Origin of the sequence: Streptomyces sp. NPDC047108 (genome assembly GCF_040643575.1) — a bacterium.
Taxonomy (GTDB): Bacteria; Actinomycetota; Actinomycetes; order Streptomycetales; family Streptomycetaceae; genus Streptomyces.
Genome location: NZ_JBEYUP010000002.1, coordinates 473,038 through 486,684, shown reverse-complemented (window position 1 = coordinate 486,684; position 13,647 = coordinate 473,038). Strand labels below are relative to the sequence as shown.

Below are 13,647 nucleotides of genomic sequence, written 5' to 3'. Positions count from 1 at the left end.
CCAGGCTCAATCCTGCTGCCACGAGTCCCGCACGGCTCACCGATCGCATGGCCCGTTCCTCCAAATGAGGTATCTCCACGTGGATGCGCCATACCAGAACGCATCGTACCCACGTCGCGATTGCGGCGATACTGCGGAAAAGGAAAGGGCGGGCCGTGTCCCGGTGACCTGGAGCCCGTCACGGAGCTCCACGCGTCACCATCGGCACGATGGCCCGCCCTATCGGTTCACAGGGAACCAGCGCTTCAGTCCTCGTCGTCCGCCTGCTCGGCTTCCTCCGCCAGCCCCTGCTCGAGCACCCGGCCCTCCCCGGGAGCCAGCGTGCCGAGGATCCGCTCCAGATCGTCTATTGAGGCGAACTCGACGACGATCTTTCCCTTCTTCTGGCCCAGGTCGACCTTCACCCGCGTCTCGAAGCGGTCGGACAGCCGCGAGGCCAGATCGGTGAGCGCCGGCGAGACCCGAGTGCCGGCGCGCGGTCCCTTCGCCTTCGCAGAGCTGGTCGGCCGCTTCCCCATCAGGGTGACGATCTCCTCGACCGCACGCACCGACAGCCCTTCGGCCACGATCCGGTGGGCCAGGCGATCCTGCTCCTCCGAATCCTCCACCGAAAGCAGTGCACGAGCATGCCCGGCCGAGAGCACCCCGGCAGCCACGCGGCGCTGCACGGACGGCGAGAGCTTCAGCAGCCGCAGCGTGTTGGAGACCTGAGGGCGAGAGCGCCCGATCCGGTCCGCAAGCTGGTCGTGCGTGCAGTTGAAGTCCTTGAGGAGTTGGTCGTAAGCGGCCGCCTCCTCCAGTGGGTTGAGCTGTGCCCGGTGGAGGTTCTCCAGGAGGGCATCGAGGAGAAGCTTCTCGTCGTCGGTCGCCCGGACGATCGCAGGGATCCGCTCCAGGCCGGCCTCACGGCAGGCGCGCCAGCGGCGCTCGCCCATGATGAGCTCATAGCGCTCCGCGCCGAGTTGCCGTACGACGACGGGCTGGAGAAGACCGACCTCCTGGATGGAGGTGACGAGCTCCGCGAGAGCGTCCTCGTCGAAAACCTCCCGGGGCTGGCGCGGGTTCGGGGTGATCGCATCGAGCGGCAGCTCGGCGAAGTGCGCACCCTCCGGCGGACCGGCCGTCGGTTCTACGGACGCTTCGTCCGCGACAGGAGCTTCCGTTTCACGTGAAACTCCGTTCGACGGAAGTGCGGCCACCTTGGCCGCCGCCACCCCACGCTCCGGGGCGATGGTCGGTACCGCCGTCGGCGACGTGGCACCCACGCCGATCGCCGGCGCGACCGCGCCCGAACCCTGCGGAGCGGCGGGGATCAGCGCGCCGAGACCTCGGCCCAGTCCTCTACGTCGATCACTCACTGCGTCCCCTCCGACATGCTGTGCTGGTCCTGCTGGGCGTTCTGGCCCGCCGCATGCGCGAACTGCGGGTCATAGTTCACGCCGACGCCCCTCAGCGCGATCTCGCGGGCCGCCTCGAGATACGAGAGCGAACCGCTCGAGCCCGGATCATAGGTGAGCACGGTCTGGCCGTAGCTCGGGGCCTCCGAGATTCTCACCGACCGCGGAATGCTCGTGCGCAGCACCTCATTGCCGAAGTGGCTCCGCACCTCTTCCGCCACCTGCGAGGCGAGGCGCGTCCGGCCGTCGTACATGGTCAGCAGGATCGTCGACACATGAAGCTGGGGGTTCAGATGGCCCCGCACCAGGTCGACGTTCCGGAGCAACTGGCCCAGCCCCTCCAGCGCGTAGTACTCGCACTGGATCGGGATCAGCACCTCGGCGCCGGCCACCAGGGCGTTCACCGTGAGGAGTCCCAGGGACGGCGGGCAGTCGATGAGGATGTAGTCCAGAGGCTGTTCATAGCCTTGGATGGCGCGTTGCAGCCGGCTTTCCCTCGCCACGAGCGAGACCAGTTCGATCTCAGCACCGGCCAGATCGATCGTGGCCGGGGCACAGAACAGCCCCTCCACGTCCGGGACGGGCTGGACGACCTCTGAGAGCGGCTTGCTCTCGACCAGGACGTCATAGATCGAGGGCACCTCGGCGTGGTGGTCGATCCCCAGTGCAGTAGAGGCGTTCCCCTGCGGGTCGAGGTCGATCACCAGCACGCGCGCGCCATGCAGCGCCAGCGATGCAGCCAGGTTGACGGTGGTGGTGGTCTTCCCCACCCCGCCCTTCTGGTTGGCGACCACCATCACGCGGGTCTGTTCAGGGCGTGGCAGACCCTCGCCCGCGCGGCCCAGCGCTTCCACCGCAAGCTGGGCGGCGCGGCCGATGGGGGTGTCGTCCATCGGGGGTGGCGTTTCACGTGAAACACCGTCCCCCACCGATTCGGTACGGGGACCGGGGACCGGATCGGTCATCGGTCCCGCGATGTTGGCGTCGGACCGCAAGGATTCACTCTCCTCGACATCAGGCTCGCAATGAACAGAGCCTGCCATGCTTTCGGGGTTGTGAACCAGCGCGGTCCGTTCACCTGTGGATGAATCCACATCGGTAGTACCGTCTGACGGCACAAAATCAGGGTTCCGGGACGGCAAAGCATGGTCGCGAGTCGCGGCAGCCGCGCGACCGCGGCTGATGATTCCCTGCAGTAGTGAGCGGCGTTTCACGTGAAACACGATGCATGGGCGGGCACCCTAGATCGCCGCGACACTCCGATTTGGGTAGTCTTGGCAGCTTGTATGGAGCATTGTCCCGTCTGGTAGCGCCGCTAACGACGGCGCCGAGAGCGGCCGACCCGGGCCGCCTTGGCCCTCTTGGCCGCGAAGCGCACACCGCCCGGGCTCTCACCCACCTCAACGCGGACGACAGTTGACGGCGGGTCCACTACGCCCTCGCCGACGTGGAGAATCGACGACTCGACGACACCGAGCTTGCTGAGTGCCGCACGCGCGCCCTTCAGCTCCTCTTCGGCCGTATCGCCCTTGAGCGCCAGCATTTCCCCGTACGGGCGGAGCAGCGGAACACCCCAGCCCGCGAGCCGGTCCAGGGGCGCCACCGCTCGCGCGGTCACCACATGCACCGGCGGAAGGGTGCCCAACACCTCTTCGGCCCGCCCGCGTACCACGGTGACGTGATCGAGGCCCAGCAGCTCGACGACTTCCTCCAGGAACGTCGTACGCCGCAGCAGCGGTTCAAGAAGCGTGATCCGCAGATCACGACGTACCAGAGCCAGCGGGATTCCCGGCAGACCGGCCCCGGAGCCGACATCGCACACAGAGACGCCCTCGGGCACCGCCTCGGAGAGCACGGCGCAGTTCAGCAGATGCCGCTCCCACAGCCGCGGCACCTCGCGCGGCCCGATCAGCCCACGCCGGACTCCCGCGTCGGCGAGCAACTCGGCGTACCGCACGGCCTCTGGGAGGCGCTCACCGAAAATCACCTCTGCCGCTTTGGGCGCCGGGGGGAGCTCCGCTGCCTCCGTCACGGTGACCGTCCTTCCGTACAGGCTTGTTCTGCATCGTGCATGTCCAGGCTGACAAAACGCGGCCCCGCCTGGCGATCAGGCGGGGCCGCGACACTGCGGGACCGGGTGGGTCCGGTCAGGCAGGGAGTACGACGACGCAGCGCTCGGGCTCCTCGCCCTCGGACTCGCTGCGCAGACCCGCACCGGCGACCGCGTCGTGGACCACCTTGCGCTCGAACGGCGTCATCGGCTTCAGCTTCACCGGCTCACCGGTGCCCTTGGCCTCCTCGACCGCCTTCACGCCCAGCTCGGTGAGCTCCTCGCGCTTGCGGGCCCGGAATCCGGCGACGTCCAGCATCAGGCGGCTGCGATCACCGGTCTCACGGTGCACGGCGAGACGGGTCAGCTCCTGGAGCGCCTCCAGCACCTCGCCGTCGCGCCCCACCAGTTTCTGCAGATCACGGCTGGTCGATTCGCTGATGATCGAGACCGAGGCCCGGTCGGCCTCGACGTCCATGTCGATGTCGCCGTCGAGATCCGCGATGTCCAGCAGACCCTCGAGGTAGTCGGCCGCGATCTCCCCCTCCTGCTCGAGGCGGGTGAGGGTGTCGCCACCCTCGGTGGCAGAGGTCGTGCCTTCCGTCACTGGAGGGCCTCCTTATTTCTTGGACGGGTGCTTGGGCCGCTGCGACCCCTTGCGCTGACCGGCCTTGGAACGCTCCGAGCCACCGGCCGGCTTCGGCTTGGTCTCCTGCGGCTTGTCCTGCTTCTCCAGCGACGGCTTGCCGGACGCCTCCGACGCCTCCGTGCTCTTGGCCGCCTGGCCGGAGCCGGAATGCTGGCGCTTGGCCTTGCTCTGGCGCTTCGGCTGCTGCCTGGACGCACGAGCGGCTTCCGCGGCCTTCTTGGCCTCGACCTCCGCCGGGTCCTCCTTGAGCTTGCCCTTGGCCAGCAGGCGCTCCTGGCGCTGCTTGAAGGCGACACTGCCGGGGGTGGGGTTCCGGTGGATGACGAACATCTGCTGACCCATGGTCCACACGTTGGTGGTCAGCCAGTAGACGAGGACACCGACCGGGAAGTTGATGCCGAAGACGGCGAACATGATCGGGAAGACGTACATCAGCATCTTCTGCTGCTGCATGAACGGCGTCTTCACGGTGAGGTCGACGTTCTTGGTCATCAGCTGGCGCTGCGTGTAGAACTGCGACGCCGACATCATGACGATCATGATGACCGTGACCACGCGGACATCCACCAGGGTGGCGTTCAGCGACTCGACCTTGCTGGCGCTGTCCAGGAACTTCGACGCGATCGGGGCACCGAAGATGTGGGCGCTCCGCGCGCTGTCCACCAGCTCCTGGTCCATCACACCGACGGCATGGTCACCGGCGATCTTGTTCAGCACCTGGTAGAGGGCGATGAAGAACGGCGACTGCGCCAGGATCGGGAGGCAGCTCGAGAGCGGGTTGGTACCCGACTCCCGATAGAGCTTCATCATCTCCTCGGACTGGCGCTGCTTGTCGTTCTTGTAGCGCTCCTGGATCGCCTTCATCTTCGGCTGGAGCACCTGCATGTTCCGCGTCGCCTTGATCTGCTTCACGAAGAGCGGGATCAGGCAGATTCGGATCAGCACCACCAGGGAAACGATGGACAGACCCCAGGCCCAACCGCTGTCCTCGTTGAAGACGAGGCTGTACAGCGAGTGGAACTGGACGATGATCCAGGAAACTGCGGTATAGAGAGGACCGAGGATCGTGTCCACGAATCAGACTCCTTGGGCGTTGGGCTGAGTCTCAGGCTGTCCGGCCGACGGTTCCGCGGAGCTGCCGCTCCATCGGCTCCGCAGCCGTTGGTGCCAGACCGGATGCTTCCGGGGTGGGACGTGGTCGACACCGCCGAGCGACCACGGGTTGCAGCGCAGGATGCGCCAGGCGGTCAGGGCCGTGCCCTTGATCGCGCCGTGCACGTCTATCGCTTTGTACCCGTAGTGCGAGCACGACGGGTAGTACTTGCAGACCGGCCCGAGGAGCGGGCTGATGGTCCACTGGTACAGCTTGATCAACCACAGCAGCGGGTACTTCATCGCTGCACCCTCCCGTGGGCTTCGCCATGGGTGGCCCCACCGAGCAGCCGCTGCAGCGCGCTGTCGAGGTCGCGGGCCAGCGCGTCGTGGTCCGCCTCGCCGGCACCGGGCAGCGCCCGTACGACAACCAGGCTACCTGCGGGCAGCAGGGACAGCCGATCGCGCACGATGTGCCTCAGCCGCCGCTTCACCAGGTTGCGGACGACGGCGCCGCCCACGGCCCTGCTCACGACGAAACCCGCACGTGCCGGGGGAGCGTTCTCCCCAGACGCATGCGGGTCCGTACCCCTCGTTTCCGAGGAAGGGGCGCTGCGAAGGTGGACGACGAGGAGAGGGCGCCCGGCCCTGCGTCCTCGGCGTACCGCGGCCGCAAAGTCCTCGCGCCGCCTCAGCCGATTCTCGGTAGGCAGCACTGCATGGACCTTGAGGTCTGGCTGCTCAGGCCGACAGGCGCGCGCGACCCTTGCCACGGCGGGACGCGAGAATCGCGCGACCGGCACGGGTGCGCATACGCAGCCGGAAGCCGTGGGTCTTCGCGCGACGACGGTTGTTCGGCTGGAAGGTGCGCTTGCTCACTCGGGGGCTCCAGAAATGAATCGTTGGTGGCGGGACATCGCCTGGCTGTCACCGTGCGCCCACGAGTAGCTCGCAATACGCCCGAGTGCACCGCTTCTTGATCACAAAAATGCGACCCATGCCCATCGGAGGCAGGCGGCAGCAGCCATCGACAACTCGACCTGGTTACGGTACGCGCGGCTACGCCATCCGGTCAAACCAGCAGTGCCCTGGCGACACGCCCTCTCAGGGCACCCTCGGGCGCAGCTCGCGTCCAGCACCATGGCACATTTGTACACACCCTGTGGACAACGACTTGAACCGTGCGCACCGCCCTGACTACCGTTGCTGAACTCCGTTTCCTTCCCGCCCGTCCCGAGAACCACACATTGGTGGGACCTGCCGGCGCCACCCCACACCCAGCGAGTGAGAGAGCGTGCCTTGTGGCTGATGTACCTGCCGATCTTGCCGCAGTGTGGCCACGCGTACTCGAGCAGCTCCTGAGCGAGGGGCAGGGCATCGAACCGAAGGACCAGCGCTGGCTCACGGACTGCCAGCCTCTCGTCCTCGTCGCCGGCACCGCTGTCCTCGCCGTACCCAACGAGTACGCGAAGGGCGTGCTGGAGGGCCGTCTCTCCCCGCTGATCAGCGACGCGCTGAGCCGTGAGTGCGGCCAGCCCATCCGCCTCGCGATCACCGTCAGCGCCGTCGAGACCGCCCCGACCCCGCCCGCGCCACCGCAGAGCCCGGCCCCGCAACAGCAGCCGCCTCGGTACGAGGAGCCTCCGCGCCAGGGACCGCCGCACGACCTCGAGCTCGACCGGGGCGACGACCGGGAGCGCGGCCGCGACCAGAGCCGCGACCGTGACCGTGACCGGGAGCGCGAGCCCGAGCGGGACGCGTACGACGGCTACGACCGCTACGACGCCTACGGGCGCGCCGCGGACCAGCTGCCGAACGCCCGCCCCGCCTATCCCGAGTACCAGCAGGGCCGCCCCGAGCCCGGGGCCTGGCCGCGCACACCCGGGCCCGTCGCCATGCCGGGTCCGCGCGACGACTACGGCTGGCAGCAGCAGCGGCTCGGCGGCTTCCCGGACCACGACCCGTACGGCTCGCCGCGCCCCGGCCCGCAGCAGGAGCGGCCGCAGCTCTACGAGCAGGCGCGCCCGCAGTCCCCGCAGACCGACTACCGCCCGCCGGGCGGCGACCGGTCTCCGTACGAGAGCCGGCGCCGGGACCTGCCCGAGCAGAGCGGACCCGGCGGGCGGCCCCACACGGGAGGCCCGGGACACGTGGCCCCCGGCCACGGCAACCCGGCGCACGGGAACCCCGCCCACGGTGGACCGCCGGCGCCGAGCGGTGCTCCCGGCCCGCTCGCCGCGCAGCCCGCGCCCGCGACAGGACCCGGTGAGCCGACCGCGCGCCTGAATCCGAAGTACCTCTTCGACACGTTTGTCATCGGCGCGTCCAACCGCTTCGCGCACGCCGCGGCGGTGGCCGTCGCCGAGGCGCCGGCCAAGGCGTACAACCCCCTGTTCATCTACGGGGAGTCGGGCCTGGGCAAGACCCACCTGCTGCACGCGATCGGGCACTACGCGCGCAGCCTCTACCCGGGCACCCGCGTGCGCTACGTGAGCTCGGAGGAGTTCACCAACGAGTTCATCAACTCCATCCGCGACGGCAAGGCGGACGCCTTCCGCAAGCGCTACCGCGACATGGACATCCTGCTCGTCGACGACGTCCAGTTCCTGGCGAGCAAGGAGTCGACGCAGGAGGAGTTCTTCCACACGTTCAACACGCTCCACAACGCCAACAAGCAGATCGTGCTGTCCTCGGACCGGCCGCCCAAGCAGCTGGTGACGCTCGAGGACCGGCTGCGCAACCGCTTCGAGTGGGGCCTGATCACGGACGTCCAGCCGCCTGAGCTGGAAACCCGCATCGCGATCCTGCGCAAGAAGGCCGTGCAGGAGCAGCTCAACGCACCGCCGGAGGTACTGGAGTTCATCGCGTCGCGGATCTCGCGCAACATCCGTGAGCTCGAGGGCGCCCTGATCCGGGTCACGGCCTTCGCCAGCCTCAACCGGCAGCCGGTGGACCTGGGGCTCACCGAGATCGTGCTGAAGGACCTCATCCCGGGTGGTGAGGACGCGGCTCCGGAGATCACGGCGACCGCCATCATGGCCGAGACCGCCCAGTACTTCGGACTGACGGTGGACGACCTGTGCGGCTCCTCGCGCAGCCGAGTCCTGGTGACGGCACGGCAGATCGCGATGTACCTGTGCCGCGAACTGACCGATCTGTCGCTGCCGAAGATCGGCGCGCAGTTCGGCGGCCGCGACCACACGACCGTCATGCACGCGGACCGCAAGATCCGCGCGCTGATGGCGGAGCGGCGCTCCATCTACAACCAGGTCACCGAGCTCACCAACCGCATCAAGAACGGCTGAGTCCGGCCGAGTCGGCGGGAGCCGTACGACGCATCGCCCGAGGGGGCGCTCCGGGAAGGTCCGCGGAGCGCCCCCTCGGCGTTCCCGGGCCACCGTCGTCGCTTCGTCCGTCGCTTCGTCCGTCGCTTCGTCGTTGCGGCCGCCGGTGCGCTGGGGTGTGGTCACCGTCTCGTACTGGAGGCCTCGTCGGTTCGCACTCGGCGCTCTCGTCGGTTCGCGGAGCGTCCTCGTGGGTTCCCGGAGTGCTCTCGTCCGCTCCCGGTCCGCGCGCTCGTGGCGTCCCAGGCAAGGCGACGGCGGGCTCCCGAGGCAGGGACACACCGCTCCCGGAGTCATGCACACGCCGCTTTCGGACCACCCGCTGTTCGATTCCAGCAGCGGCAGGACACCTTCTCCACAGCGTTCGGGCAGATCGACCGTCCACACCCTGGGGACCGCCGAGTTGTCCAGATCGCGTCCACAGCGAGGGGCCGCCGGATACCGTCGCAGGAGGTCAGCCGCGTGTGGAAATGTGGTCAACCTCGATCCACAGACTGTGGACGGCGGAGCGTCCCACAGAGTCCACACCCCGTTGTCCACTGCCCACCCACAGGCTAGGGCGGGTTGCCCACAGCTTCTCCACACCCTTGTCCACTGTTCGGCAACTCAACACCCGTGCTCACTGGGGCGAGTGAAAGGCGTCACACCAACGTGGCGGGTTGGGCTGGGGAGAAGCTGGGTATTCCTGGGGATGACGCTGGGGAGAACCCGCCGCGGTCTGTGCACCGCGTGTGCAGAACTTTCGCGTGTCCACAGCGCGAGCCACTTTTCCACGAGCTGCGCCCACAGGCCCCGTGGACAAAAAATCCCCTCTGACCTGCGCTGACGCGGTTATCCACGGTATCCACAAGGCCTACTACTACGACCAAGTAGATCTACCGGGAAACTCATCTGGAAACGGGGCCTGTGCACAACTCGCCTCCGGGCCGCCCGACACCCGAGCCGCCGACTTGACCCCGACGGGCACCGACTGTCGGCGGCGTACGTCAGACTGGTCTCCGGCATCGGCCCTGCCTCGGCTGGGAGACTCCGTGCCGACGAAGACGAAGAAGGCCAGCAGGGCGAGCCAGACACAGCAGGAGGCGGTTCCGGTGAAGATCCGGGTGGAGCGCGATGTACTCGCGGAGGCGGTGGCCTGGGCAGCCCGCAGTCTCCCGGCCCGTCCGCCGGTGCCCGTTCTCGCGGGCCTGCTGCTGAAGGCCGAGGACAGCAGCCTGAGCCTGTCCGGCTTCGACTACGAGGTCTCGGCCCGTGTCTCGGTGGAAGCGGATGTCGAGGAGGACGGCACCGTCCTCGTCTCCGGCCGCCTCCTCGCCGACATCTGCCGCGCACTTCCCAACAGGCCTGTGGAGATCTCGACCGACGGGGTCCGTGTCACCGTGGTCTGCGGCTCCTCGCGATTCACACTCCACACCCTTCCTGTGGAGGAGTACCCGGCCCTGCCGCAGATGCCGACCGCCACCGGCACCGTCCCCGGCGAGGTCTTCGCCGCGGCCGCCTCCCAGGTGGCCATCGCCGCCGGGCGGGACGACACCCTGCCGGTGCTCACCGGTGTCCGGATCGAGATCGAGGGCGACACCGTCACGCTCGCCGCGACCGACCGCTACCGCTTCGCCGTCCGCGAGTTCCTGTGGAAGCCGGAGACGCCGGACGTCTCCGCCGTCGCCCTGGTCCCCGCCAAGACCCTCCTCGACACCGCCAAGTCGCTGACCAGTGGTGACACGGTCAGCATCGCCCTGGCCGGCTCGGGCGCCGGCGAGGGCCTGATCGGCTTCGAGGGCGCCGGGCGCCGTACGACCACCCGGCTGCTCGAGGGCGACCTGCCCAAGTACCGCACGCTCTTCCCGACCGAGTTCAACTCCGTCGCCGTGATCGAGACCGCGCCGTTCGTCGACGCCGTCAAGCGCGTCGCGCTGGTCGCCGAGCGGAACACCCCGGTCCGGCTGAGCTTCGAGCAGGGCGTCCTCATCCTGGAGGCCGGTTCGAGCGACGACGCACAGGCTGTGGAGCGGGTCGACGCCCAGCTCGACGGCGACGACATCTCGATCGCGTTCAACCCCGGCTTCCTGCTGGAGGGTCTCAGCGCCATCGACTCCCCGGTCGCCCAGCTCTCCTTCACGACGTCCACCAAGCCCGCGCTGCTGAGCGGCAAGCCGGCGACGGACGCCGAGGCGGACGAGGCGTACAAGTACCTGATCATGCCGGTCCGACTGAGCGGCTGACCAGGCCGGATGCTCCCGGGCTCCCCGCCGTTTGAGCGCGGGGAGCCCACACCTGAGCGTCAGGGTGCGGGCGTAGGCTCGACCGCAGGTACGAACGCCAGCACTACGTCACGAAGGATCACTGATGCAGCTCGGTCTCGTCGGTCTCGGCAAGATGGGCGGCAACATGCGCGAGCGGATCCGCCGCGCAGGCCACACCGTCGTCGGTTACGACCGCAATCCGGACCTCGCCGATGTCCACAGTCTCAAGGACCTTGTGGACGCGCTCGAGGGGCCGAGGGTCGTCTGGATCATGGTCCCTGCGGGCGGACCCACTCAGTCCACGATCGACGAGCTGGCCGAGCTCCTTTCGCCGGGAGACGTCGTCGTCGACGGCGGGAACTCCCGGTGGACGGACGACGAGAAGCACGCCGAGCAGCTCGGCGCGAAGGGCATCGGCTTCGTCGACTGCGGTGTCTCCGGCGGCGTCTGGGGCCTGGAGTACGGCTACGCGCTGATGTACGGCGGTGAGTCCGAGCACATAGCCAAGGTCCAGCCGGTCTTCGACGCGCTCAAGCCCGAGGGCGACCGGGGCGCCGTCCACGCGGGCAAGGCGGGCGCGGGCCACTTCGCGAAGATGGTCCACAACGGCATCGAGTACGCGATGATGCAGGCCTTCGCCGAGGGCTGGGAGCTGCTGGAGGCCGCCGGTTCCGTCACGGACGTCCGCGAGGTCTTCCGGAGCTGGCAGGAGGGCACGGTCATCCGGTCCTGGCTGCTGGACCTGGCCGTCAATGCGCTGGACGACGACGAGCACCTCGAGAAGCTCCGCGGATTCGCCCAGGACTCCGGCGAGGGGCGCTGGACCGTCGAGGCGGCGATCGACCACGCGGTGCCGCTGCCCGCGATCACCGCGTCGCTGTTCGCCCGCTTCTCGTCCCGCCAGGACGACTCGCCGCAGATGAAGATGATCGCCGCGCTCCGGAACCAGTTCGGCGGGCACGCGGTCGAACAGGCGTAGACGCAGCAGCCGTTACGAGCATCGAGGGGAGGCCGGCGGCACAGCCCGCAACGCGCCATGCACGTATCGCATCTTTCGCTCGCCGACTTCCGCTCGTACGCGCGGGCCGAAGTCCCGCTGGAGCCAGGGGTTTCGGCCTTCGTCGGCCCCAACGGCCAGGGCAAGACCAACCTCGTCGAGGCCGTCGGCTATCTGGCGACCCTCAGCAGCCACCGCGTCTCCTCCGACACGCCGCTGGTGCGGATGGGCGCCGACCGGGCGGTCATCCGGGCCGCCGTGGTGCAGGGCGAGCGGCAGCAACTCGTCGAGCTGGAGCTGAATCCGGGCAAGGCCAACCGGGCCCGGATCAACCGCTCTTCGCCGGGCAGGCCCCGCGATGTCCTCGGCATCGTCAAGACGGTCCTCTTCGCGCCGGAGGATCTCGCCCTCGTCAAGGGGGACCCGGGTGAGCGCCGGCGGTTCCTGGACGAGCTGATCACCGCGCGCTCGCCGCGGATGGCGGGGGTCCGCTCCGACTACGAGCGCGTCCTCAAGCAGCGCAACACCCTGCTCAAGAGCGCCGCCATGGCCCGTCGCCACGGCGGCCGTTCCATGGACCTGTCCACTCTCGACGTCTGGGACCAGCACCTGGCGCGTGCCGGTGCGGAACTGCTCGCCCAGCGTCTGGACCTGATCGCCGCGCTGCAACCGCTGGCCGACAAGGCGTACGACCAACTGGCGCCCGGCGGGGGCCCGATCGCGCTCGACTACCGGAGCTCGGCGGGCGAGGGGCTCGCGGCGGCGAACAACCGCGAGGACCTGTACACGCTGCTGCTCACCGCTCTCGGTGAGGCCCGCAAGCAGGAGATCGAGCGCGGAGTGACCCTGGTCGGGCCCCACAGGGACGATCTGCTGCTGGGGCTCGGGCGGCTTCCGGCGAAGGGCTACGCCAGCCACGGGGAGTCCTGGTCGTACGCGCTGGCGCTGCGTCTGGCCTCGTACGACCTGCTGCGCGCCGAGAGCCCGTTGGCGCACGAGGGTGCCGCGTCCGGGAGCGGGCGTCGGGTGGGTGAGCCGGTGCTCGTCCTCGACGACGTCTTCGCCGAACTGGACGAGCGGCGCCGCGAGCGGCTGGCCGAACTGGTCGCGCCGGGCGAGCAGGTGCTCGTCACGGCCGCGGTCGACGACGATGTGCCCGGCCTGCTGACGGGCACCCGCTTCACGGTGGCCGACGGCACGGTGGAGCGCGCATGAGCGAGCAGCCCGCCTCCGACGGTCCGGAGCCTCGTCCACAGCCGGAGACCTCGGGTGTGGATCTGGCGCGGGTCGCGCTGCGCGCCGCCAAGGAGCAGGCCCGCGCTCGGGGTGCCGCCGCACAGCAGAAGAAGCAGGCCCGCCGCGGAGGGCTCCGCTCCGGTGCCCGCGCCGACGGCCGCGACCCGCTCCCGCTTGGCGCGGCGATCAACCGGCTCATCACCGAGCGTGGCTGGGAGACTCCGGCCGCGGTCGGCGGAGTGATGGGCCGATGGCCGCAGATCGTGGGGCCCGAGGTGGCGCAGCACTGCGAGCCGGCGAAGTACGACGAGGACGCTCGGGTGCTGACCGTGCAGTGCGATTCGACGGCGTGGGCGACCCAGCTCCGCCTGCTCGCGCCCCAGCTCGTCGCCCGTCTGAACGGTGATCTGGGCCAGGGCACGGTCAAGTTGATCAAGGTGCTGGGGCCCGGCGGACCGCAGCAGCGCTACGGCCGGCTGCGCGCTCCGGGCAGCAAGGGACCGGGCGACACCTACGGGTGACCGGGCGCACAGAAGCCGGGGGTCCCTCACGGTAGTGGAGGGTTGACAGTCGGAAGCGCTGAGTGCCGCTGTGAGCCTCCTGGGCCCCTGGGGCGCATATGGGGAGTCGGCGGACGGC

Annotated in this window: 13 protein-coding genes; 5 read left to right on the top strand and 8 right to left on the bottom strand. The window is 69.1% G+C overall.

Annotated elements, in window-relative coordinates; translation table 11 throughout:
• Positions 1 to 245: 245 nt before the first annotated feature.
• From ABZ822_RS07275 to rpmH, 8 genes are all read right to left on the bottom strand, one after another.
• Positions 246 to 1,358 carry a ParB/RepB/Spo0J family partition protein gene (locus ABZ822_RS07275; RefSeq protein ID WP_360848171.1) on the bottom strand — a complete coding sequence of 371 codons (1,113 nt, stop codon included), beginning with the start codon at positions 1,356 to 1,358 and terminating at the stop codon, positions 246 to 248.
• Positions 1,355 to 2,440 (bottom strand): ParA family protein, encoded by a 1,086-nt coding sequence (locus ABZ822_RS07270; protein WP_360848848.1) that lies wholly within the window; start codon positions 2,438 to 2,440, stop codon positions 1,355 to 1,357. The genes ABZ822_RS07275 and ABZ822_RS07270 overlap by 4 nt, the downstream gene beginning before the upstream one ends.
• A 272-nt stretch (positions 2,441 to 2,712) precedes the next feature.
• Positions 2,713 to 3,429, bottom strand: coding sequence for a 16S rRNA (guanine(527)-N(7))-methyltransferase RsmG (gene rsmG / locus ABZ822_RS07265; protein ID WP_360848168.1), 717 nt, complete (start codon positions 3,427 to 3,429; stop codon positions 2,713 to 2,715).
• A 115-nt stretch (positions 3,430 to 3,544) separates the two neighbouring features.
• Complete coding sequence (locus ABZ822_RS07260; RefSeq protein ID WP_360848165.1) at positions 3,545 to 4,054, bottom strand: R3H domain-containing nucleic acid-binding protein; 510 nt, start codon at positions 4,052 to 4,054, stop codon at positions 3,545 to 3,547.
• A gap of 12 nt (positions 4,055 to 4,066) precedes the next feature.
• A complete protein-coding gene (gene yidC, locus ABZ822_RS07255) occupies positions 4,067 to 5,170 on the bottom strand; it encodes a membrane protein insertase YidC (protein ID WP_360848162.1) in 1,104 nt (367 codons plus the stop codon).
• A 3-nt stretch (positions 5,171 to 5,173) separates the two neighbouring features.
• On the bottom strand, positions 5,174 to 5,491 hold the full coding sequence (gene yidD, locus ABZ822_RS07250; RefSeq protein WP_360848159.1) for a membrane protein insertion efficiency factor YidD: 318 nt from the start codon (positions 5,489 to 5,491) through the stop codon (positions 5,174 to 5,176).
• Complete coding sequence (gene rnpA / locus ABZ822_RS07245; RefSeq protein WP_360848156.1) at positions 5,488 to 5,904, bottom strand: ribonuclease P protein component; 417 nt, start codon at positions 5,902 to 5,904, stop codon at positions 5,488 to 5,490. The genes yidD and rnpA overlap by 4 nt, the downstream gene beginning before the upstream one ends.
• A gap of 25 nt (positions 5,905 to 5,929) precedes the next feature.
• Positions 5,930 to 6,067, bottom strand: a complete 138-nt coding sequence (gene rpmH, locus ABZ822_RS07240) for a 50S ribosomal protein L34 (protein ID WP_003949374.1) — start codon at positions 6,065 to 6,067, stop codon at positions 5,930 to 5,932.
• 422 nt (positions 6,068 to 6,489) lie between these two features.
• Between rpmH and dnaA the strand changes: the two genes are divergently transcribed.
• From dnaA to ABZ822_RS07215, 5 genes are all read left to right on the top strand, one after another.
• Positions 6,490 to 8,493, top strand: a complete 2,004-nt coding sequence (dnaA, locus tag ABZ822_RS07235; RefSeq protein WP_360848153.1) for a chromosomal replication initiator protein DnaA — start codon at positions 6,490 to 6,492, stop codon at positions 8,491 to 8,493.
• Between the two features lie 1,130 nt (positions 8,494 to 9,623).
• Positions 9,624 to 10,754, top strand: coding sequence for a DNA polymerase III subunit beta (dnaN, locus tag ABZ822_RS07230; protein ID WP_360848845.1), 1,131 nt, complete (start codon positions 9,624 to 9,626; stop codon positions 10,752 to 10,754).
• Positions 10,755 to 10,878: 124 nt separating this feature from the next.
• Positions 10,879 to 11,754 carry a phosphogluconate dehydrogenase (NAD(+)-dependent, decarboxylating) gene (gene gnd / locus ABZ822_RS07225; RefSeq protein ID WP_360848150.1) on the top strand — a complete coding sequence of 292 codons (876 nt, stop codon included), beginning with the start codon at positions 10,879 to 10,881 and terminating at the stop codon, positions 11,752 to 11,754.
• A gap of 57 nt (positions 11,755 to 11,811) precedes the next feature.
• The gene (gene recF, locus ABZ822_RS07220) at positions 11,812 to 12,987 is read left to right on the top strand and encodes a DNA replication/repair protein RecF (protein WP_360848147.1); all 1,176 of its coding nucleotides are present in this window, start codon (positions 11,812 to 11,814) and stop codon (positions 12,985 to 12,987) included.
• The gene (locus ABZ822_RS07215; protein WP_360848144.1) at positions 12,984 to 13,529 is read left to right on the top strand and encodes a DciA family protein; all 546 of its coding nucleotides are present in this window, start codon (positions 12,984 to 12,986) and stop codon (positions 13,527 to 13,529) included. The genes recF and ABZ822_RS07215 overlap by 4 nt, the downstream gene beginning before the upstream one ends.
• The last annotated feature ends 118 nt before the right edge of the window (positions 13,530 to 13,647 follow it).